Raw genomic sequence first — 21,664 nt, 5'->3', positions numbered from 1 at the left:
CTGGGCGCGTGAGCGACGACGACGTGCTGGCGCTGGTCACCCGGGTGCGCGAGGCCTGCACCGCGGCCGGTGAGAACGACCCGCTCGACGAGGCGGCCGTGCTGGCCCTCGAGCACCGCGGGCTGGACGGCGTCCGGGCCTGGACGCCGTCGTCGGCCGGCGAATCGACCGGCGGACCGACCGGCGAGGGGTTCGCGCTGCGCCGCGACACCGAGCTCGACCTCGCCGTCGCGCCCGCCGACCGTGGCGCCGGCGTGGGCGCGGGACTGGCAGCGCAGGCGCTCGCCGAGCCCGGTCCGCTCACCGCCTGGTCGCACGGCGACCACCCCGCGGCTCGCGCGTTGGCGGAGCGCCACGGGCTGGCGCGGGCCCGCGAGCTGTGGGTGATGCGCCGCCCGGCCTCCGAGCCGCTGCCCCCGGTGGAGGTGCCCGACGGGCTGACCGTGCGCGGCTTCCACGCCGCCCCCGGTCCGCAGGCCGACACCGACCGCGACGCCGTGCTCGCCGTCAACGCCGCCGCCTTCGCCCACCACCCCGAGCAGGGGTCGCTCGACGCCCACGGGTTCGTCGAGCGCACCGCCGAGCCGTGGTGGGACCCCTCCGGCCTGATCCTCGCCCACGACGAGGAGGGGCTGGCCGGCTTCCACTGGACCAAGCAGCACTCGCCCCAGCTCGGCGAGGTGTACGTGGTGGGCATCGCCCCGCGCGCCCAGGGTCGCGGGCTGGGTCGCCTGCTCACGCTGGCCGGTCTGCACCACCTGCACGAGCGCGGCGTCGGCGAGGTGCACCTGTACGTGGAGAGCGACAACCACGCCGCCGTGCACACCTACAGCCGGCTCGGCTTCACGCACGCTGCCGCCGACACCCACGTGCAGTACCGCCGCGCCTGAGCGCCGGCTTCCCACTGGGCGCGTTCAACCGGCGCCGAGGTTGACTCCTCGGTAGCATCGGCGGGTGGACGCCGCCGAGGACGACGGCCGGACGCCTCCCCCCGAGGGCCCGACCGGTGCGCCCGGTGCCGGCGCGCCCGCGGCCGGACCGGCCAGGCGCGGCCGCTGGCGGCGCCGCGAGGCCGAGCCCGAGGTGGCCGACCTCGACGCCGACGCCGCCGCCGCGTTCGTGCGCCGCTCCGCCACCTCGACCTCACCGTCCACACCGGAGGCCGACTCCCCGGGGACCACAGCCCCCCTGCAGGACGACGACGCGGCGCGGCGGGTGATCGCCGACGCCCTCGAGGTCGGGCTCGCCGACCCCGTGCCGCTCGAGCGCCGCGGGCTGCTCCGCCGCGGCGCCGTCGCCCCCGAACCCACGCACCGGGTCGGGCGACCCGAGTCCGCCGCCTCTTCTCCGGCCGGCGTGCCCCACACCGACGCCGACCCGACCGACCCGACCGCCTTGGCCGACCTGGCCGCCCTGCGTGCCGAGCGCGACGCGCTGGCCGCCCGCGCCGTGCAGGTCGACGACGAGCGCGCCCGGCTGCGGGCCGAGCTCGCCGAGCAGACGCGCCTGGCCGAGCAGGCGCGCGCCGCGCTCGCCGCCGTCGAGGAGTCCGCGGCGCGCGAGTCCGCCGCGCTGGTGCTGAGTGCCCGCGAGGAGGCCGAGTCCCGGGCGAGCGCCGCGGAGGCGCAGCTCGCCACCGTCGCCGCACGGGTGGCCGAGGTGGAGGCCGCCCTGGCCGAGCGCCAGACCGCGTGGCAGTCCGCCACCGAGGAGCTGGCACGGGCACGCAGCCGGGCCGAGGAGCAGCAGCTGGCCCTCGAGGCCGCCGAGGGCCGGGCCGAGCAGGCCCTGGCCACCGCGGGCGAGCAGTCGCGCGAGCACGACGAGGCGCTGCAGTCGCTCACCGCCGCGCTCGACGAGGCCCGCCGGCTCGCCTCCGAGCAGGGGACGGCCCGCGACGCCGTCGCGCAGCAGCTGGACGAGGCCGGTGCCCGCCTGGCCGAGGCCACCGAGGCCGCTGAGGCCGCGACCGACGCCGCCGAGCAGGCCGCCGCGCAGCACCGGGCTGAGGTCGAGCAGCTCGTCCGGGAGCGCGACGACGCCCGCGCCGAGACGCAGACCCGCCTGACCTCCGACGAGAGCCTGGCCGCCGAGCGCGACGCGCTCGTCGAGGAGCTCTCCGGACTCCGGACGGCGCTCGAGGCCGCCTCGTCCCGGCTCGCCGAGACCTCGCTGGCCCTGCGCACCGCCACCGAGGACGCCGACGCCCTCACGGCCGAGCGCGACTCTCTGACCGAGCAGCTGAGCGCCGCACGCACCGACCTGGAGTCGGCCACCGCCCGGCTCGCGGCGGGCTCCGCCGACGCCGACGCGTTGCGCGAGCAGACCGACCAGCTCACCACCGAGCGCGACCAGCTGACCACCCAGCTGACCACCCTCCGCGCCGAGCTCGAGACCACCACCGCCCGGCTGGACGACACCACCGCCGACACCGCGGCACTGCGCGAGCAGACCGACCAGCTCACCACCGAGCGCGACCAGCTGACCACCCAGCTGACCACCCTCCGCGCCGAGCTGGAGCAGGCCGTCGTGCCCGACCCGGAGGCGGAGCAGCGGGCAACCGAGCTGGCCGAGCGGCTCGCTGCCGCCCTCGGCGATGCCGAACGTCTGCGCACCGAGCTGGACCGGGCGCAGACCGCCGGCACCCAGGCTGCGTACACCGAGATGCAGCTGGCCGACGTCCGGGGGCAGCTGCAGCAGGTGCGCGAGCAGCGCGACGCCGAGCAGCGCCAGCACGAGGCGGAGGCCGCGCGGCTGCGCGAGGACCTGGAGCAGGCGCAGGCGCAGGTGGCGGCGCTCGCGGCGTCGGTCGCGGCGTCGGTCGCGGACGACGCACCGCAGCGGCTCGACGAGACTCTCGCCGAGCTCGAGCTGGTTCGCGAGCAGCGCGAGGCCGAGCGGCGTCAGCACGTGGCCGAGACCGAGCGCCTGCGCGAGGAGCTGGCCACCGCCCGGGAGCAGGCAGCTCCCGTGGAGGCCGGCGAGCCCGCGCAGGCCAGCGGGGCCGGCGAGGCCGTCGGAGCCGGCGCAGAGGTGGCCGACCTCGAGCAGTCGCTCGCCGTCGCCCTCGAGCGCGCCGAACGTGCCGAGCGCGCTGCCGAGGAGGCAGCCGGCGCGGCCGAGGAGCTCGCGGCCGCACGCGCCGAGTCCGCCCGGCTGGCCGAGGAGCTGGCCGAGCTGGAGTCGGCACTGGGCGAGTCGACCTCCGAGGCCAGCCGGGTCGCCGGCGCCGCACGCATCGAGGCCGAGGGGCGCGTCGCTGCCGTCGAGATGCAGGCCGAGCAGCAGATGCGTGCCCTGCGGGAGGAGCTGGACCAGCTGCGCGAGGAGCTCGCGACGGCACGCTCCGGCACCGACGAGCCGGTGTCGTCGGAGCCGGTGTCGTCGGAGCCGGCGCCGCCCGAGGAATCGGCCGAGGAGCCGGCCGCGGACGAGCCGGGGTCGTTCGCGCAGCAGCACGGCGTCAGCACCGACGAGGTGCGACTGCTCGTCGACCCGCTGTTCGACCGGGTGCGCACCGAGGTCGACGACACCGAGTCACGCGTCGAGGAGAGCGACCTCGAGACGATCGACGAGGTGCCCGAGGTCCCGGCCGGCGAACCGGCGCTGGGGCCCGGCCAGGCGGTCGACGACATCGACGAGCAGCCCGTCACCGACGGGCCGGGCACGGTCGTGGAGGTCCCCGAGCCGCCGGTCGAGGCGGAGGCCGACGAGCAGGCGGACGCGTCGTCGACCCCGGTGGAGGACACGGCGCCCGAGGTCGAGGATGACCCTGCCGCCTCCGCGGCAGCCGCCGGGGTCACCGAGCCGCCGGTCCAGGCCGACGTCCTGCCTGATCCGGTGACCGACGACGCGCGCGAGCCCTCACCGCTCGACGGCGATCGAGCCGACGTCGAGGTCCAGGCCGAGGCCGAGGAGCCCGTCGTCGGGGACGACGTCGCGACGCAGCCGGACGAGCCGGCCGACGAGGAGCCCCTCGACGAGCCGGTCGTCCAGGCCGCACCGACCACCTCACCGACGCCGGCACCGGCACCGGCACCGGCACCGGCAGCAGCACGGGAGGCCGACAGCTCCGCAGGCACCTACCACGCCAAGCGCGGACCGGGCCTGCTCAGCGGGGCGGTGGCGGTGCTGGCGCTCGCCGGGCTCGGCACGCTGGGCCTGCTCGTGACCCGCGATGCCCTGCTGACCCCGATCGGTCTGGCCGTCGCGGTGGTGACCGGCGTGATGCTGCTGGTGACCCTGCTGCGTCCCTCGGGTGGCAAGCGCGTCTCGGTCGAGGAGGGCGCACTGAAGCTGGTCTTCGGCGACCGGCACCACACCTTCTACCTGACCAGCGCCACCACCCAGCTGGAGATGGTGGGCCAGCCCGGCGACCGTTCCTGGCGGCTGCAGGTGCTGCGGCGCGGGATGGAGCCGGTGGTCATCGACCGCTCCAGCGTCGACCCGGAGCCGTTCGTGGCCGCCGTGCGGCACTGGCGACCCGACCTCTGAGCGTCGTCGCCCCGCCCCGCACCCGTACTTGTCGGTCCGCTGTGCAGCTTGTCGGGCAACGCGTTGGCCGACAAGCTCGGGAGCAACCGGTCGACCGGGGAAATCACGCCGGCCCCACCGGCGTGACCCACCCCACGCCCAGCCCGTGACCCGGCTCACGCCGCTGGTGGAGCGCGGCGGTCCGCACCACTTGCGGACTGCCGGCCCGCACGTCGGTGGTGATGAGTAGCATCGGCCCCGTCCGACGGTGGGCTGGGTGGGAGCACACCGGGGGCACGGCCCGTGCCGCAGATCCGGAACGGGCCACCGCGACCCCGCCCGCGCCAGCGATCGGCACGAGCGCCCGACCGAGCCCAGCGACCGAACGAGACAACGGACGAGATGACTGGATCCTCCCCTTACTCCAGCGCCACCGAGCAGGCCGTCAAGCTGCGTCGTGACGCCGAGCTGGCCGCCGCCGAGCAGGCCGCCGAGCGACTCGTGGCCGAGGAGGTGGCGCGCGAGGCCATCCAGGCCCGCGCCGAGGCTGAGCGTGCCGCCACCGCCCACGCCCAGGCCGCCACCGAGGCGATGGCCGCGCGCACCGAGGCCGAGCGAGCCGTGGCCGAGGCCGTGCGCAGCCGCGAGACCGCGGAGGCCTCCGCCGAGCGCGAGTCACGCGCGCGCAGCGAGGCCGAGCGCGCCGCCCGCGAGCACATCGCGCTGGCCGACTCCGAGGCCTCGCGCCGCGAGTCCGCCGAGCGGCACGCCAGCGAGCTGGCCGAGCGCGTCGTCGCCATCATGGTCGAGCGGGAGGCCTCCGAGGAGGCCGCCCGCGAGCAGGCCGCCGTCGCCGCCGAGGCCTCGCAGGCGCGCGCCCGCGCCGAGGAGTCGGCCCGCGAGCTGGCCGCCCGTGCCGAGAAGGCGATCGCCGACCAGGCCGCCGCCGAGGAGCGTGCGCACGCCCTGGCCGAGGAGGCCGCCGCCGCCGCCGAGGAGTACGCGGCGATGGTGCGCGAGGCCGAGCAGCTGCGCACCGAGCTGCAGGACTCCGCCGCCGCGGCCACCGAGGGCCGGATCGCGGCCGAGCAGGAGGCCACCCGTCACGTCGCGCTGGCCCAGGCCGCGCAGGAGGCGGCACTCGCCGCCGAGCAGCGCGCCCGCGACCTCGCCGAGGCCGCCGGCCGGCAGGCCGAGGAGCACCAGACCTTCGCCACGCAGGCCGTGGCCGAGCGCCGCGAGGCCGAGGAGGCCGCCGCCACCCCCGCCGAGGCGCTGCGCGCCGCCGACGAGGCCGCCGCCGCGAAGGCCGAGGCCGCCGAGGGCGCCCTCACCGAGCGGATCGCCGCCGAGGACTCCGCCCGCCAGGTGGCCGAGGCCGCCTCCGCGGCCGCCGAGGAGTACGCCGCCTTCGTGCGCGACGCCGAGGCCGAGCGCGAGCGGCTGCAGCAGGCCGCGCTCGAGCAGACCACCGCGCGCACCTCGGCCGAGGCCGAGGCCGAGCGGCAGGCGCGGCTGGCCGCCGAGGCCCACCAGGCCGCCGCCGCCGCCGAGGAGCGCGCCAGCACCGTCGCCGACGTGGCCGCGGTCGACGCCGAGGAGCACAGCTCCTTCGCCCGTCAGGCCCTCGCCGACCGGCAGGCCGCCGAGGCCACCGCCGTCGAGCAGGCCGAGGCCCGGCGCGCCGCCGACGAGGCCGCCGCCGCCCAGGCCGCACTGGCCGAGGAGGCCCTGGCCGAGCGCACCCGCGCCGAGGACCGCGCCCGCGAGATCGCCGAGGCCGCCTCCGCGGCCGCCGAGGAGTACGCCACCTTCGTGCGCGACGCCGAGGCCGAGCGAGACCGGCTGCAGAAGTCGGCGCTGGAGCAGACGACGGCGCGCGCCGCCGCCGAGCGTGCCGCTGCCCGCCACGCCTCGCTCGCCGAGGAGGCCCACCAGGCCGCCGCCGAGGCCGAGGAGCGCGCCCGCACCGTCGCCGACGCGGCCGCGGCCAACGCCGAGGAGTACTCGGCCTTCGCCGCCCGGGCGCTGGAGGAGCGGCAGGCCGCCGAGCAGGCCGCGGCCGAGGCGCTGCGCCAGGCCGAGGCCGCCCACCGCGCCCGCGGCGAGGCCGAGGCGCTCGCCCAGGCCCAGGTGGAGCTGGTGGAGGAGGCGCAGCGCGCCGCCGCCGCCGGCCAGGAGCAGGCCGCCGCCTTCGCCGAGGAGGCGCGCCTGGCCAGCCAGGCCCGCAAGTCGCTCGAGGAGGCCGCCAAGGAGGCCGCCCGCTCGCGCCTGGAGGCCGAGGAGTCCGCGCGCTCGCAGGCGATGGCCGCCGAGGCCGCCGCCAAGGAGCGCGAGGAAGCCGAGCTGCGCGCCCGCGACGCCCAGGTGCAGGCCGAGGTCTCCCTGGGCGACCACCGCGAGGTCATGCGCCAGGCCCAGGAGCAGCTGGCCAGCAGCAAGCGCGTCGCCGCCGAGCAGGCCCAGGCCCGCGCCGACGCCGAGCGCACCGCCGCCCGCCACGCCCAGGCCCGCGCCGAGGCCGAGACCCGCGCCGCCGACCTCGCCATCCAGCTCGCCGAGGCCCGTGCGCAGCTGGTGCGCCTGGGCTCGGCCGGCTCCGGCGCGTCCGGCCCCGGGGCCCTGGGTCGTGGCAGCGTCTCCTCGCTGGCCGCCGCGCCGTCGGCACCACCGCCCGCACCGCCACCGGACCCGGTGGCAGCGCCTGAGGAGCAGGCCGGCGCGCCCGACAGTGACGAGGAGCCCGCCGAGTCCTCGGGCCAGTCGGTCGACGCCCCGAGCAACGGCACCGAGCCCGAGGTGCACGACGAGCCCCAGCCCACCGGGAGCGGTTCTTCGGTAAACCCTCCTGAGCGTCCGGTCCTCCCTCCGTCTTCTGCGGCTCCCGCCCAGAAGAAGCGAGGATGGTTCCGGGCGGCTCGCCCGCTGCTCGACACCGCGCAGCCCACGGCTCGGGCCACCGTGCCCCTCGACCCGCGCACCGACGCGCCGGCCGAGGGCACCGAGCAGTCCCCCACCCCCGAGGTCGACGAGCAGGACGACCACGCCGACCACGGCGACCACGCCGACCTGCCGCACGAGTCCGTACCGCTGACGGCGGCCCGCGGCGAGATCGTGGTGGGCGAGGTCGTCCCGGACCTCGTCGAGCCCGACGAGGACTCCCCCGAGGTGGGCAGCGACCTGGTCGAGGACCCGCCCGCCGAGGTCGCCGAGCCTGCGGTCGAGGTCGACGAGACCGACGAGGTCACCGAGGTCACGGAGGCCGACGAGCTCGACCAGGTGGACGAGCCGGCCGAGGAGCCGACCCCCGAGGAGATCGAGGCCGACATCTTCGCCGAGGCGGAGGAGGCCCTCGCCGCCGAGGAGCTCGACGACGACCCGGCACCGGAGGTCGCCGAGACCGACGACGCAGACGCCGATGCCCAGACCGACGCCACGCTCGCCACGCTCCCCGACGAGGAGGCCGGCGAGCCCGCCACGGTCACGCACGGCCTGGACCGGGTGGTGCCCGGTGAGATCACCGACGTCGTCGACGACGCCGAGCCCTCCTCCGAGGAGCCCACCGACCAGACAGCCGACGACGCAGCCGACGACGCAGCCGACGACTCCGCGCCCTGGCGCGCTGCGGCGCTCGCCCCACCCACGATCTTCGCCGCCGACGACCACGACCTCGACCTCGAGGTCGACCCCGCACCGGTGGTGGCACCGACCGGTGCGGTCGCGTCACCGGACGACGACGCGCTGCCCCCGGCCCCCGAGGACCACGACGACGAGCAGGCCACCGCCACCGCGGTGATCGAGGTCGCCGACGAGCCGGAGCCGACGCCCGAGCCCGAGCAGACGCCGGTCGCCGCTGCCACCGCGGTCGAGACGACGTCCGTGGAGGCAGCGGGGGCAGTGGACACAGACGCCGTGGAGCCTGCGGCGGCTGGCTCGATGGGCTACCACGCCGCCCACACCCGCCGTCCGCTGCTGCTGGGCGGTCAGGCGGTGGCGGCGATCGGCGCCGTCGTGGTCGGCGTCATCGCGATCCAGGGTCAGCTGGTCAGCTACTCCGGCATCGCGGCTGCGCTCGTGACGCTCGCGGCGGTGCTGCTGGTGCTGCGCACCGGCGCCCAGAGCAGCCGCGTCTCGCTCAAGGACGGCACCCTCGAGGTGGTCCAGGGCGACCTGCGGCACCGCTTCGACCTGCGGGCCGAAACCACCCAGGTCAGCACCCACGGCGAGCCGGGCGACTCCGACTGGCGCATGGAGATCTCGCGGCGCGGGCTCAGCCCGGTGGTCATCACCGCCAAGATCGTGGACCCCGAGCCGTTCACCGAGGCCGTCGAGAGCTGGCGCCCCGCGGGCTCGCTCACCTCTGCCGAGTCCTGATCCCTGGGTAGTCGGCAGCATCGTGGTCGCGTCGCACCGCTGACGACGACCATCGTGCTGCTGACTATCGCGGCTCGGCGGCGGCGCCGAGGGCGTTGATCACCTGCGGCTTGCCGGGGACACCCCCAGCCCGGGAGACCTCGCGGCCCGCTGCGTCGAGCACCAGCGTGGTGGGGGTGCGCAGGATGCCGAGGGTGCGGGTCAGCTGCAGGTGCTCCTCGGCGTCGACCTCCACGTGGGCGACTCCGGGCACGACCTCGGCCACCTCGCCGAGCACCCGTCGGGTGGCGCGGCACGGGGCGCAGAACGCGGAGGAGAACTGCAGCAGGGTGCCCACCGAGCCCGGTGCGACGTCGGGCACGGAGGCCGCCACGGACTCCCAGGCGGTGGGCGCGGCCGGCGCGTCCGCCGCGGCCTGCTGAGCCGGGCTCCCCGGGCTGCCGGAATCCTCCCGAGCGCGGCGGGTGCGGAACCGTCCGTCGTGCGTGGCGCGCCAGACGCCGACGGCCGCGGTGGCCAGCACGGCGACGACGAGCACCACCAGGCCCGGGCTCACGAGAGCCGCGCCCGCACGTGCAGCCCCACCTCGGGGTCGACGATGACCTCCTGGCCGGCGGGCATGCCGTCGACCTCGAGCACCGCGTCGGTCGGCACGTTGCGCTTGACCATGGCCAGCGCGATCGGCCCGAGCTCGTAGTGGCGGGCGGAGGTGCCCACGAAGCCCACGGTCTTCTCGCCGTGGCGCAGCTCGGTGCCCACGGCGGGGAGCCGGTTCTCGGAGCCGTCGAGGTGCAGCAGCGTCAGCCGGCGCGGCGGGCGGCCCAGCGTGTGCACGCGGGCGACGGTCTCCTGGCCGCGGTAGCAGCCCTTGTCGAGGTGCACGGCCGGGCCGATCCAGCCCGCCTCGTTGGGGATGGTGCGGGTGTCGGTGTCGAGCCCCACCCGGGGCTCCCCGCGGGCGATCCGCAGCGCCTCGAAGGCCCACAGGCCGGCAGCGGGGCCCGCGGCCTCGGCGTAGGCCTCCAGCTGGTCGCGCGGCACGAACTCGTAGCCGGCGTAGGCGCCCGCGGGCTCGTCGGCCTCGCCCGCGCCGCGGCGCGAGGGCCGCCAGGTGACGGCCAGCTGCTCGGTCACCTCGGTGACCTCGACCTGCATCATGAAGCGCATCCGGTCCAGCCACGCCGCGAGCTCGGCGCCGCGGCCCGGCTCGGTGTGCGCGGTGAACGCCTCGCCGTCGTCGGTGCCGAAGAACGCGTGCTCCACGTGACCCTGCGGGCTCAGCACCAGGGCACCCGTGGCCTGGCCGGGAGCCAGGCCGGTGAGGTGCTGGGTGGTCAGTGAGTGCAGCCAGGTCAGCCGGTCCGGGCCGGCGACCCGGACGACGTCGCGGTGGGAGAGGTCGACGAACCCCTCGCCCGCGCTGAGCGAGCGCTGCTCGGTGTTGAAGGAGCCGTAGTGGGCGGCCACGGCGGCGTCGAGGCCCTCCGCGGCGACGGCGCCGGGCAGGTGCAGCAGAGGGCTGCTCATCAGGTCGCTCCTCGGGTCGGGGATCTGCGGGTCAGTCGGCGAGGTCTGGCTGGTCCGGCTGGTCGTCGGCGAGCGGCTCGCACTCCACGCACTCGCCGAACACCGCGAGGTGGCCGACGTCGGCCACGAACCCGTGCTCGGCGCGCAGCAGCTCGGTGAGCGCCCGTGCCTTCTCCTGGTCAACAGCAACGGTGCGCTGACACTTCCGACACACGAGGTGGAAGTGGGCATGGTCACCCCGCACCGAGTGGTAGGTGGGTGCCCGGTCGCTGAGGTGGGTGTGCCGCACGAGCCCGAGCTCCTCGAGGACCTCGAGCGTGCGGTAGACGGTGGAGAGGTTGACGGCGGCCGAGTGCCGGCGCACCTCGGTGAGCACGTCGTCGGGCGTGGCGTGGCCCAGCACGTCGACCGCGCCGAGGATCAGCTCGCGCTGCGGGGTCAGCCGGTAGCCGCGCGCCCGCAGCCGGGCGCGCCAGTCGTCGTCGGCCTGGGTGCTCATCGGGTGCTCATCGGGTGCTCACTGCCGCTGCAGCCGGGCCCAGGCGTGCGGCTGCAGGGCCTGGCCCATGGCGGCCATGTCGAAGGCGTAGAGCAGGTCGCCCTCCACGTTGCCGTAGAGGCGGGTGCCGCCGGTGTACTCCTTGGCCGTCTCGGTGCGCGCGACGGCGTCGGTGGTCAGCTCGAGCTTGCCGCCCTCGGCGGTGCCGTGCCAGATCTCCACGAACCCGGTGTTGTGGGTCAGCAGGAACTCGACCTTCCCCTCCTCGCCGCAGCGCAGGAAGCCGGTCTCGAGCGCGGCGTCGCGCACCTTCTCGCCCTGCTCGTCGACGATCCACGCGCGGGAGAAGTAGTGCAGGAACGGTCGCCCGTCGTGGGTGAAGATCAGCTCCTGGCCGAACTGGTAGGGCTCGATCGTCGGGTAGTCGCCGTGGCCGTTGCCCTGCCAGGTGCCCAGCAGCCACGCCACGGGCGCGCAGTGGGGGTGCAGGTTGTCGGGAAGCTCGAAAGGCACCCCACCACTCTAGGGCCGCTCCTCACCCGCCGCTCGCTCGCCGACCCGGCGCAGGATGTACCGGCTCGGCGTCCCACCCGGCCGCACAGACGACGGGTCGGCGTCCGACCCGGCCGCACGGACGACGGGTCGGTGCGTTGTTGACGCCTGTTCACGACAGGTCGGCGACGAGGAGCAGGTGACGAGGACGACTTACAGTGTCAACGTGAGACCACTGGTGGTGAAGGTGACGTGCGGGGCCGAGGACGCCGAGCGCTGCAACCAGGCCTTCACGGTGGCCGGGGCGGCTGCGGCCGCCGGCGCCGACGTGACGCTGTGGCTGACCGGCGAGGCCGCCTGGCTCGGGCTGCCGGGGCGCGCCGAGGCGTTCGACCTGCCGCTGGCCACCCCGCTCGCCGACCTGCTCGAGCTGGTGGCGCAGTCCGGCGACGTGGTCGTGTGCAGCCAGTGCGCGGCGCGCCGCGCGATCACCGAGGACCTGCTGCGTCCCGGCGTGCGCATCGCCGGCGCCGCCGTCTTCGCCGAGCAGGTGCTGCAACCCGAGGTGCAGGCACTGGTCTACTGACCACCGCACGGATCCCCCACGGAGGGTTCGACCGGCCCCTGCATGGGTAACCCTGCACGTATGCTCCCCCGGACGACGGCCCTCCTCGCCGCTGCGGCTCTCACGCTCAGCGGGTGCGGCACCGACGCGGACGACGGCGCGGCCACTGATCCCTCGCCCGCCCCTTCCAGCGAGGCACCCACCTCCGAGGCCCCCACCAGCGAGGCGCCCACCAGCTCGCCTGCGCCGGCGGCCGGGACGTGCGGCGGCGTCGGCGCTCCCGACCTCGAGCAGATCACCGGCCGGTCCCAGGAGCTCGGCCGCTCCGAGGAGGATGCCGACGGCTTCACCTGCCGCAGCACGTACGACCCGACGGGGCTGATCGTCGAGTGGCAGCGCCGCCCGCTCATCGGGTCCTTCCAGGTCGAGGGGGAGAACGCCCAGCTCAACGGGCTGGAGCGCGAGCGCACCGAGCTCGCGGGCACGCCGGCGTGGCTGCTCGACGGCGTCGTCTCCGGGAACCGTCTCGCCTCGGTGGTCGCCGTGGTGGGTGAGAGCACGCTCGTCGTCGAGACGGGCGACGACGGGGCGTCGGACGCCACCGTCACCGACCGAGAGCTGGTCCAGGTCGCCCGCGACCTGGCCGTCGTCCTGATCGAGGAGGAGAAGGCATGAGTGGGCAGATCACCGTCGAGTGGGCCAACCTCGACCGGATGTTCGCAGCGATGCAGCAGATCGACACGCAGAGCACCGAGATCACCACCTACGTCAACGACCACATGTGCTCGAACGCCGGGTTCGACTACCCGGCGTGCGTCCTGCGCCCGATCGGCGACCAGCTCGGCACCGTCGGTGGCTGGTTCGCCGACGCACGTGACTTCTTCGGCGAGAAGTGGCTCGGGGTCATGCAGACCGTCGAGGCCTCGGCACGCCTGATCGACCAGCAGGACAACCAGGTCGACGTCGACTTCGGTCGCTACATGGGCGAGATGGGCCCCTACGTCCCGCAGGACTTCCCACCGCTGACCGTCGAGGTGGCGCTCTTCGACCTCCAGGACCTCGCCCTCGACGAGCCCGAGCGCCCCGAGGACGGGCAGCTGAACCACAACGAGCAGTGGGAGTCGCTGTCCGGCGGCTACGACAGCCTGCGCGACACCATCAACACCGGCATCGACCGGATCAACTCCCTCGGCGTCGTCAGCATCGACCGGCTCCCCGAGACCAGCCTCGACGAGTTCGTCGTGTACCCGCTCTCCGGCGACTACCTCGCCATCGGCGGCAACGCGAACGCCTGCAACCAGGTGCAGACCGACATGAGCACGTGGGGCATGAACTTCACCCTGGTCTCGGGCGAGGTGACACTGGCGCTGCAGGGTCAGGTGGAGGCCTCGCTCATCGCCCACATCAACGCCTACAACGCCGTCATGCAGGCGATCGGGCTCGTGGTCGGCGCCGGGTCGGAGGTCTTCGACTCGATCGCCCTGGTCTCGGAGCGGATCGCCGTCCAGGTCGAGAACGCCCTGGTCACCATGCTGCGCATCCTCGGCAGGGTCTCGGCGAAGATCGCGACCCGCGTGCTCGGCTGGTTCGGCTGGGCCATGCTGGCCAAGGACATCATCGAGCGCGGCGCCGAGGCCATCACCGACATCGTCGACGACGTGCGCACCTGCATCGAGATCATCCAGGCCTGCTTCGACCTCAAGGACGCGATCGAGGCGTGGGCCGAGGAGCAGGCGCAGCGCCTGGAGACCTTCCAGGAGATCCAGGACCTGATGGAGACCCTGCCGGTGACGGTGCAGGGTGGCAACCTCGACGACCTGCCCACGGTGGACCTCCCTGCGCTGGAGCAGCGACTCAACGAGATGGGCATCGACATCAGCTTCGGCGACAACGAGGGCGAGGGTCAGGATGCGCTGGACGACGAGCTCAACGACCTCGACGAGAACTACGGTCCCGACTCCGAGACAGGTCAGGACGCCGCCGAGTCCGACGGTGGCGAGAGCGACTCGGACGACAGCAGCTACGAGCCCGACGACGACGAGATGCTGATGGCGCCCGGGCCCCTCGGCCCCGACGGCGGCAGCAGCAGCACGGGGCCCGTCGTATGAGCGGGCTGCCACCGGGCTTCTTCGACGCATCGGCCCCGCCGCCCGACGAGCCCGACGTGCGCGAGGAGCTGCGCGAGGCACGGCAGCGCCAGGCCACCTCCGACCTCGAGCGCGCGATGGACCGGATCCAGGGGCTCGTCGCCACCTACGAGGAGCAGCTCGAGGAGGAGGGGCTCGACGAGGGCACCATCACGCTGCTCGAGGAGGTCACCGGCGCTCCGGACGCACCTCTGGAGTTCAAGTCCCTCAACCGCCGGGTGAGCGAGGGCCGCCTGACCTGGACCGACTTCTGGCGCCGCCCGCAGGCCGAGGCCGGCGGGTTGCGGCTGCTGCGCGCCGTCACGAACCTGCAGATCGAGCGGATGGCCCAGATCCCGCGCGAGAAGCCGCCCGAGCAGGACTGACCTCACGCTGGCACCGCGCACCGCACTGGCACCGCGCCCGTTATGACCCGTGCAGCCCCACCCGCAGCGCGTGCGCGATCTCGCGATTGGCGGCGCGGGCGGCGCGCCCCGCGGCCAGCATGTTGAAGAAGCTGTGGATCAGGTCGGGGAAGCGCTGCAGGCGCACCTCGATACCGGCCTCGGCCAGCGCCCGGCTGAAGGCCTCGCCCTCGTCGCGCAGCGGGTCGAAGCCCGCCGTCGCGACGTAGGCCGGGGCCAGCCGCTCGCCGATCTCGGCCAGGTCGGCAAAGGCGGGCGAGAGACGCGGGTCGCGCAGGTCGGTGCCGGGCGGTGAGTAGCTCGCCGTCGCCACCTCCATGAACCGCGCCGAGAGGAAGAAGCCCTCACGGAACAGCGCCAGGCTGCGGGTGTCGCGGGTCTGGTCGACGGCGGGGTAGACGAGCAGCTGGAACTTCAGCGGCCAGCCGTGACGGGCGGCCGCCATCGCGGCCACGATCGCCAGGTTGCCGCCCGCGGAGTCGCCCCCCACGCCGATGCGCGCAGGGTCGGCCCCCACCGCGCCGGGGTTCTCGGTCACCCACCGCAGCGCCGCCTCGGCGTCGTCGGCCGCCGCCGGGAAGGGGTGCTCGGGGGCCAGCCGGTAGTCCACGGCGAGCACCCGCACCTGTGCCTGCTCGGCCAGGTAGCGGCAGCTGGCGTCGTGGCTCTCCAGGTCGCCCCACACGAAGCCACCGCCGTGGAAGAACAGCAGCAGCGGACCGTCGTCGACCACGCCGCGCGGCACGTAGAGACGCGCCGGCAGCCCGGCCACCTCCAGCTCGCGCACCGCGCCGATCGGCTGGCTGCCGCCGACCACCGCCGACTGCGCCCGCAGCGCCAGGCGCCCCTCCGGCACCGGGATCTGCTCGACCACCGGCTTGCGGGCGACCTTCATCACCCGCAGCAGCAGCTGGGTGTCGAGGTCCAGCGTCTGCCCGTCGATCACCACCGGCGACCCGGCCAGCAGTCGCTTCACCCGGTCGGGCAGCGCCGTCAGGCCCTGCAGCAGCGGCGGCTCGACGGCGGCGAGCGCCACCCCGAGCGAGGTCCCCATGCGTGCTCTCGCGTCCACACCCACCACGGTATCGGCGTCACCGCACGTTCACCCGACGGTGCCAGACTCTGGCCCATGACACTGGAGAGCGTGCCCGACCTCGAGGACCTCGCGAGCGACGAGCGCACCCCCGACGAGCCCTACGACGTCGAGGCCCCCTACGAGCCCGACGAGGCGACGCTCGCCGCCGTCACGGCCTTCGACGACCGGTTCCTGGACCGCGAGCTCTCCTGGCTGCGCTTCAACCAGCGGGTGCTCGAGCTCGCAGAGGACGAGTCCCTGCCGCTGCTGGAGCGGGCCCGCTTCCTGGCGATCTTCACCAGCAACCTCGACGAGTTCTTCATGGTCCGCGTGGCCGGCCTCAAGCGCCGCATCGCCACCGGCCTGGCCGTGCGGGCCGCCTCCGGGCTGATGCCGCTGGAGGTCCTCGAGCAGATCTGGACCCGTGCCCGCGAGCTCAGCGAGCGCCACGCCCGCTACTTCCGCGACACAGTGGTGCCCGCGCTGGTCAGCGAGGGCATCGAGCTGGTGCGCTGGGACGACCTGGACCGCGAGGAGCAGAAGCAGGCCAAGCGCTTCTTCCGCGACCGCGTGTTCCCCGTGCTGACGCCGCTCGCCGTCGACCCCGCCCACCCCTTCCCCTACATCTCGGGGCTCTCGCTGAACCTCGCAGTGCTGATCCGCAACCCCAAGAGCGGCAAGGAGCACTTCGCCCGGGTCAAGGTCCCGCCGATCTTCGACCGCTTCGTGGCCCTCGGCAACGCCCGCTTCGTGCCGCTCGAGGACGTCATCGGCGCCCACCTCAAGCGGCTGTTCCCCGGCATGGAGGTGCTGGAGGCCCACACCTTCCGCGTCACCCGCAACGAGGACGTCGAGGTCGAGGAGGACGACGCCGAGAACCTGCTGGCCGCGCTCGAGAAGGAGCTGCTGCGGCGTCGCTTCGGCCCGCCGGTGCGCCTGGAGGTGGAGGAGTCGATGCCGCAGACCGTGCTCGACCTGCTCGTCTCCGAGCTCGACGTCCGCGCCGAGGAGGTCTTCCGGCTGCCCGGCCCGCTCGACCTGCGCGGCCTGCACGGCATCGCCGACCTCTCCCGCGACGACCTCAAGTTCCGCGCGTTCGTGCCCACCACGCACACGCTGCTTGCCGAGGTCGAGTCGGCCGCCCCCGTCGACGTCTTCAAGGCCACCCGACGCCGCGACGTGCTGCTGCACCACCCCTACGACTCGTTCGCCACCTCGGTGCAGCGCTTCATCGAGCAGGCCGCCGCCGACCCGCACGTGCTCGCCATCAAGCAGACCCTCTACCGCACCTCGGGCGACTCCCCCATCATCGACGCCCTCGTCGACGCCGCCGAGGCCGGCAAGCAGGTGCTGGTGATCGTCGAGATCAAGGCGCGCTTCGACGAGCAGGCCAACATCCGCTGGGCGCGCAAGCTCGAGCAGGCCGGCTGCCACGTGGTCTACGGCCTCGTGGGCCTCAAGACCCACTGCAAGCTGGCCATGGTGGTGCGCGACGAGGGCGACGGCATCCGTCGCTACACCCACATCGGCACCGGCAACTACAACTCCAAGACCGCACGGCTCTACGAGGACCTCGGGCTGCTCACCACCGACGAGACCATCGGCGAGGACGTCGCCCACCTGTTCAACAACCTCAGCGGCTGGTCGCGCAACGCCAGCTACTCCCAGCTGCTGGTGGCCCCCGACTCGGTGCGCACCGGCCTGGTGGAGCGCATCTACCGCGAGATCGGTCACCACCGCGACGGCGTCCCCGCCCGGATCCGGCTCAAGGCCAACTCGGTGGTCGACGAGGCCGTCATCGACGCGCTCTACGCCGCCTCGCAGGCCGGCGTGCCCGTGGAGCTGCTGGTGCGCGGCATCTGTGCGCTCCGCCCCGGCGTGCCCGGCCTCTCGGAGAACATCACCGTGCGGTCGGTGCTGGGGCGCTTCCTCGAGCACAGCCGGATCTTCTGGTTCGAGAACGCCGGCGAGCCCGAGGCGTGGATCGGCTCGGCCGACATGATGCACCGCAACCTGGACCGCCGCGTCGAGGTGCTCGTGCGCCTGCCCGAGGGGCCGACCACCGAGACGGTGCGCGACCTGCTCGAGCTGGCCTTCGAGTCCGACACCGACGCCTGGCAGCTCGGCCCCGACGGCGACTGGACCCGCAACGGCGGTTCGGTGCACCTGCAGGAGACGCTCATCGAGCGCCAGCGGCGGCGTCGGCACGCCGGCAGCTGAGCAGGCCCGGGGGCGGGTTTGCGCTCGGGCGGAGTGCTACCCCTAGCATGATCGGGTTCACCTCCGCCTCACCAGGAGTTCACACGTGCGCTTCCGCTTCCGCCCCGTGGACGGGTCGTTCTACGACCTGTTCTCCGAGGCAGCCAACCACCTCGTGGGCGGTGCCGACCTGCTGGCCGAGATGCTCTCGGAGACCTCGAACAAGGCCGACGTCGCCGAGCGCATGCGCGCCGCCGAGCACGCCGCGGACGAGACCACCCACCAGCTGATCCGTCGCGTCAACAGCACCTTCGTGACGCCGTTCGACCGCGAGGACATCTACGCGCTGGGCTCGGGTCTCGACGACGTCATGGACATGATGGACGAGGCCGTCGACCTGATCCTGCTCTACGAGGTCAAGGTGCTGCCGCCCGAGCTGGCCGGCCAGGTGCAGGTGCTGCAGCGCTGTGCCGAGATCACCGCCGCCGCGATGCCCGGCCTGGAGGGCATGAAGGCCCTCGACGAGTACTGGATCGAGATCAACCGCCTCGAGAACGAGGGCGACAAGAACCACCGCCGCATCCTGGCCAAGCTCTTCTCGGGCGAGTTCAAGACCATCGAGGTGCTCAAGCTCAAGGACATCGTGGAGTCGCTCGAGGGGGCCATCGACGCGTTCGAGAAGGTGGCCAACATCGTCGAGCAGATCTCCGTCAAGGAGAGCTGACCTCCCGTGGAGCTCGCGATCATCATCGCGGTGGTCGTGGTCGCCCTGGTGTTCGACTACACCAACGGCTTCCACGACGCCGCCAACGCCATCGCCACCTCGGTCTCCACACGTGCGCTGACGCCGCGCGCGGCGCTGGCCATGGCGGCGGTGATGAACTTCATCGGTGCGTTCCTGGGCCAGAAGGTGGCCCAGACGGTCTCGGAGACGATCGACCCGGGCACCGGCACGCACGCGCTGATCATCGTGATGGCGGGCCTGATCGGCGCCATCACCTGGAACATGATCACCTGGTACTACGGCCTGCCCTCCTCCTCCAGCCACGCCCTCATCGGCGGTCTGGTGGGCGCTGCTGTCGCCGCGGGCGCCACGGCCTACTGGGACGTCGTCCTCACCAAGGTCGTGCTCCCGATGATCATCTCGCCGCTGGTGGCCTTCAGCCTCGGCTTCGGCGTGATGCTCGCGATCATGTGGATCTTCCGTGGCGCCAACCCGCGCAAGGCGGGCCGCGGCTTCCGCCTCGCCCAGACCTTCTCCGCCGCCGCGATGGCGCTCGGCCACGGCCTGCAGGACGCCCAGAAGACGATGGGCGTCATCTTCCTGGCGCTGCTGGCCGGCGAGTACGTGAGCCCCGGCGACCCGCTCCCGCTCTGGGTCATCTTCGCCGCCGCCACCGCGATCTCGCTGGGCACCTACTCCGGCGGCTGGCGCATCATGCGCACCCTGGGCCGCCGCATCATCCACCTCGACCCCCCGCGCGGCTTCGCCGCCGAGTCGGTGGCAGCCTCGGTGCTCTACACCACCGCCTACGTCTTCTCGGCCCCCATCTCCACCACCCACACCATCACCTCCGCGGTCATGGGCGTGGGCGCCACCAAGCGGCTCTCGGCGGTGCGCTGGGGCGTCGCCCGCTCGATCCTGGTGGCCTGGGTGCTCACCTTCCCCGCCGCGGCCGCCGTCGCCGCCGGCAGCTACTGGGTGCTGCACGTGCTGCTCGAGGTGCTGTAGTCCCTCGAGCGCCGTGGCGGTGCGGTCACACGGGCCCCACGCGCCTCAGATTTACCCGGTCGACCGGTGATTCCCTCACTTGTCGGCCTGAATATTGGCCGACAAGCGGCACGGTCACCGGTCGACCGGGGAAATCGTGCCGACCGCGGGAGCCGGCCTGGCGTCGGCCATCCCGCCGCGCCCCCTGAGGCGTAGAACTGCGGACACGTTGCGGCCCCACCCGCCGACCCGCCGCGTAGGGCCGGGGGTCACCACGCGCTCGAGAGCGAACGTGTCCCCACTTCTACGGCGCACACGCCCGGAACCCGGCGGCCGCGGTGCGGCTCGCCGGGTTCCTGGGTGCTGGGAGAGGTGTCGACTCAGCCGAAGCGACCGGAGATGTAGTCCTCGGTGCGCTTGTCGTGCGGGCGGGCGAACAGGTCGGCCGTCCGGTCGAACTCCACGAGCAGGCCGGTGCGGTCGCCGGTGGTCTCGTCGGGGCGGGCGGTGAAGAACGCCGTGCGGTCGGAGACGCGGGCCGCCTGCTGCATGTTGTGGGTCACGATGATGATCGTGTAGTCCTTGCGCAGGTCGAGCATCAGGTCCTCGATGCGCGAGGTCGCGATCGGGTCGAGGGCCGAGCAGGGCTCGTCCATCAGGATCACGTCGGGACGCGTCGCGATGGTGCGGGCGATGCACAGGCGCTGCTGCTGACCGCCGGAGAGGCCGTAGGCGGACTGCTTGAGCTTGTCCTTGACCTCGTCCCACAGCGCGGCGCCACGCAGCGCCTCCTCCACGAGGTCGTCCATGCTCTCGACCTTCATGCCGGTGACCCGCGGACCGTAGGCGATGTTGTCGTAGATGGACTTAGGGAACGGGTTGGGCTTCTGGAAGACCATGCCGATGTTGGTGCGCACGGCGATCGGGTCGACCTCGCGGGCGTAGATGTTGGTGCCGTGGTAGTTCACCTCGCCCTCGACGCGGGCACCGGCGACCAGGTCGTTCATCCGGTTCAGGCAGCGCAGCACGGTGGACTTGCCGCAGCCGGAGGGACCGATGAGCGCGGTGATCTCGTTCTTGCCGAACTGGAGGTTGACGTCGTGGACGGCGTGGAAGCCGCCGTAGTAGACGTTGAGCTTGAGCACCTCCATGACCGGCTCCGGGGGTGCGGCGGGCACCTCGCGGGACTGCTCGCGCGCCTCGGCGAACGAGCCGACCTCGTGGTCGGGCTCGGAGCGACGGGTGCTCGCGGTGGCGGGCTGGGTCGACATGTGGTGCTCTCCTACCAGGATCGCTGGAACTTGTTGCGGATGATGATGGCCAGTGCGTTCAGGCCAAGGACGAGGACGAGCAGCACGATGATCGCAGCGGAGGCAGCGACTCGGAAGTCCTCCTGGGACTGCGAGGTCAGCGAGTAGATCTGCATCGGCAGGGCCGTGATCTGACTCATCAGGCCCTCCGGATCGAATCTCAGGGAGCCCGCGAGTCCGACGACCACCAACGGGGCTGCCTCACCGATGGCGCGCGAGAGGCCCAGGATGGTGCCGGTGGCGATGCCGGGGATGGCAGCGGGCAGCGTGTTGCGCCACGTGGTCTGCCACGTGGTGGCGCCCAGCGCCAGGGAGCCGTCCCGGATCTCGCGCGGCACCGATCGCAACGCCTCACGCGTCGTGATGATGACAACCGGGAGGATCAGCAGGGCCAGCGCGAGCGAGCCGCCGAGCACGGTGCCCGTCTCCGAGAAGCCCATCAGGGCCATGGTGGCGACGGCCAGCAGGCCGTAGACGATCGCGGGGACCGCGGCCAGGTTCTGCAAGTTGACCTCGATGACCCGGTTGTACCACTTCTCGTTGTCGGCGAACTCCTCCAGGTACACGGCGGCCGCGATGCCCAACGGCACGGCGAACAGGGCCGTGAAGCCCATCAGGAAGATGGTGCCCAGGATGCCTGCCCGGAAGCCTGTGGTCTCGGGGCTCACACGCGAGGCGTAGTTGGTGATCAGCTCCGTGTCGAAGCGGGGCGCCCCGTTGATGGCGGTATCGACGATCAGGACGATCAGGACCATCACACCGAAGAACAGCGAGAACCACAGGGCGACTAGGAAGGCGATCGATCCCGGGGACCGCTCCTTGCTCTTGCCGGTCGCGACCTCGGTGCGCTCGACGGTGCGGCGGGCCGTGGTGGTGGCGATGCTCATG

The 21,664-nt window shown here is 73.6% G+C and carries 17 protein-coding genes; 10 read left to right on the top strand and 7 right to left on the bottom strand.

The features are described 5' to 3' along the window. Positions 1-8 precede the first annotated feature (8 nt). The 3 genes from mshD (at position 9) to ABD948_RS03380 (ending at position 8,847) form a co-directional block, all read left to right on the top strand. A complete protein-coding gene (gene mshD / locus ABD948_RS03390) occupies positions 9-890 on the top strand; it encodes a mycothiol synthase (RefSeq protein WP_345262649.1) in 882 nt (293 codons plus the stop codon). Positions 891-954: 64 nt separating this feature from the next. Then, positions 955-4,494, top strand: a complete 3,540-nt coding sequence (locus ABD948_RS03385; RefSeq protein ID WP_345262648.1) for a hypothetical protein — start codon at positions 955-957, stop codon at positions 4,492-4,494. Between the two features lie 381 nt (positions 4,495-4,875). Continuing rightward, the gene (locus tag ABD948_RS03380) at positions 4,876-8,847 is read left to right on the top strand and encodes a coiled-coil domain-containing protein (protein ID WP_345262646.1); all 3,972 of its coding nucleotides are present in this window, start codon (positions 4,876-4,878) and stop codon (positions 8,845-8,847) included. Positions 8,848-8,911: 64 nt separating this feature from the next. On the opposite strand, the gene ABD948_RS03375 is transcribed toward ABD948_RS03380, so the two are convergent. From ABD948_RS03375 to ABD948_RS03360, 4 genes are read right to left on the bottom strand one after another with little or no spacing between them, the layout of a single operon-like run. After that, positions 8,912-9,403, bottom strand: a complete 492-nt coding sequence (locus tag ABD948_RS03375) for a thioredoxin family protein (protein WP_345262644.1) — start codon at positions 9,401-9,403, stop codon at positions 8,912-8,914. After that, a complete protein-coding gene (gene ygfZ, locus ABD948_RS03370; RefSeq protein WP_345262642.1) occupies positions 9,400-10,374 on the bottom strand; it encodes a CAF17-like 4Fe-4S cluster assembly/insertion protein YgfZ in 975 nt (324 codons plus the stop codon). Before ygfZ ends, ABD948_RS03375 begins: the two co-directional genes overlap by 4 nt. Positions 10,375-10,405: 31 nt before the next feature. Further along, positions 10,406-10,873: a Fur family transcriptional regulator gene (locus ABD948_RS03365; RefSeq protein WP_345262640.1), complete on the bottom strand. Its 468-nt coding sequence runs from the start codon at positions 10,871-10,873 to the stop codon at positions 10,406-10,408. 18 nt (positions 10,874-10,891) lie between these two features. Further along, the gene (locus tag ABD948_RS03360; RefSeq protein ID WP_345262638.1) at positions 10,892-11,386 is read right to left on the bottom strand and encodes a heme-binding beta-barrel domain-containing protein; all 495 of its coding nucleotides are present in this window, start codon (positions 11,384-11,386) and stop codon (positions 10,892-10,894) included. Positions 11,387-11,591: 205 nt separating this feature from the next. On the opposite strand from ABD948_RS03360, the gene ABD948_RS03355 reads away from it, so the two are divergent. Genes ABD948_RS03355 through ABD948_RS03340 form a run of 4 tightly spaced genes read left to right on the top strand, consistent with a single transcriptional unit; the run spans position 11,592 to position 14,442 of the window. Then, a complete protein-coding gene (locus ABD948_RS03355) occupies positions 11,592-11,951 on the top strand; it encodes a DsrE family protein (RefSeq protein WP_345262637.1) in 360 nt (119 codons plus the stop codon). A gap of 60 nt (positions 11,952-12,011) precedes the next feature. After that, the gene (locus tag ABD948_RS03350) at positions 12,012-12,605 is read left to right on the top strand and encodes a DUF3558 family protein (protein WP_345262635.1); all 594 of its coding nucleotides are present in this window, start codon (positions 12,012-12,014) and stop codon (positions 12,603-12,605) included. Then, the gene (locus ABD948_RS03345) at positions 12,602-14,038 is read left to right on the top strand and encodes a hypothetical protein (protein WP_345262633.1); all 1,437 of its coding nucleotides are present in this window, start codon (positions 12,602-12,604) and stop codon (positions 14,036-14,038) included. The genes ABD948_RS03350 and ABD948_RS03345 overlap by 4 nt, the downstream gene beginning before the upstream one ends. Beyond that, positions 14,035-14,442: a hypothetical protein gene (locus ABD948_RS03340; protein ID WP_345262632.1), complete on the top strand. Its 408-nt coding sequence runs from the start codon at positions 14,035-14,037 to the stop codon at positions 14,440-14,442. Before ABD948_RS03345 ends, ABD948_RS03340 begins: the two co-directional genes overlap by 4 nt. Positions 14,443-14,482: 40 nt before the next feature. Here ABD948_RS03340 and ABD948_RS03335 read toward each other — a convergent pair whose 3' ends face one another. Continuing rightward, positions 14,483-15,535 (bottom strand): alpha/beta hydrolase, encoded by a 1,053-nt coding sequence (locus ABD948_RS03335; RefSeq protein WP_345262631.1) that lies wholly within the window; start codon positions 15,533-15,535, stop codon positions 14,483-14,485. A 75-nt stretch (positions 15,536-15,610) separates the two neighbouring features. Between ABD948_RS03335 and ABD948_RS03330 the strand changes: the two genes are divergently transcribed. The 3 genes from ABD948_RS03330 (at position 15,611) to ABD948_RS03320 (ending at position 19,487) form a co-directional block, all read left to right on the top strand. Continuing rightward, a complete protein-coding gene (locus ABD948_RS03330; protein WP_345262630.1) occupies positions 15,611-17,776 on the top strand; it encodes an RNA degradosome polyphosphate kinase in 2,166 nt (721 codons plus the stop codon). Between the two features lie 85 nt (positions 17,777-17,861). Beyond that, positions 17,862-18,479: a DUF47 domain-containing protein gene (locus ABD948_RS03325; protein ID WP_345262629.1), complete on the top strand. Its 618-nt coding sequence runs from the start codon at positions 17,862-17,864 to the stop codon at positions 18,477-18,479. Between the two features lie 6 nt (positions 18,480-18,485). Then, positions 18,486-19,487, top strand: coding sequence for an inorganic phosphate transporter (locus tag ABD948_RS03320; RefSeq protein WP_345262628.1), 1,002 nt, complete (start codon positions 18,486-18,488; stop codon positions 19,485-19,487). Between the two features lie 359 nt (positions 19,488-19,846). Here the strand turns inward: ABD948_RS03320 and pstB are convergent, their stop codons facing one another. Then, positions 19,847-20,617, bottom strand: a complete 771-nt coding sequence (pstB, locus tag ABD948_RS03315) for a phosphate ABC transporter ATP-binding protein PstB (RefSeq protein ID WP_345264449.1) — start codon at positions 20,615-20,617, stop codon at positions 19,847-19,849. Positions 20,618-20,748: 131 nt separating this feature from the next. Then, complete coding sequence (gene pstA / locus ABD948_RS03310; RefSeq protein WP_345262627.1) at positions 20,749-21,663, bottom strand: phosphate ABC transporter permease PstA; 915 nt, start codon at positions 21,661-21,663, stop codon at positions 20,749-20,751. Position 21,664 lies beyond the last annotated feature (1 nt).

Source organism: Nocardioides nanhaiensis (assembly GCF_039542785.1).
GTDB lineage: Bacteria > Actinomycetota > Actinomycetes > Propionibacteriales > Nocardioidaceae > Nocardioides > Nocardioides nanhaiensis.
Note: the sequence above shows the minus strand (reverse complement) of the source record. Positions and strands in the feature narration are given on the sequence as shown.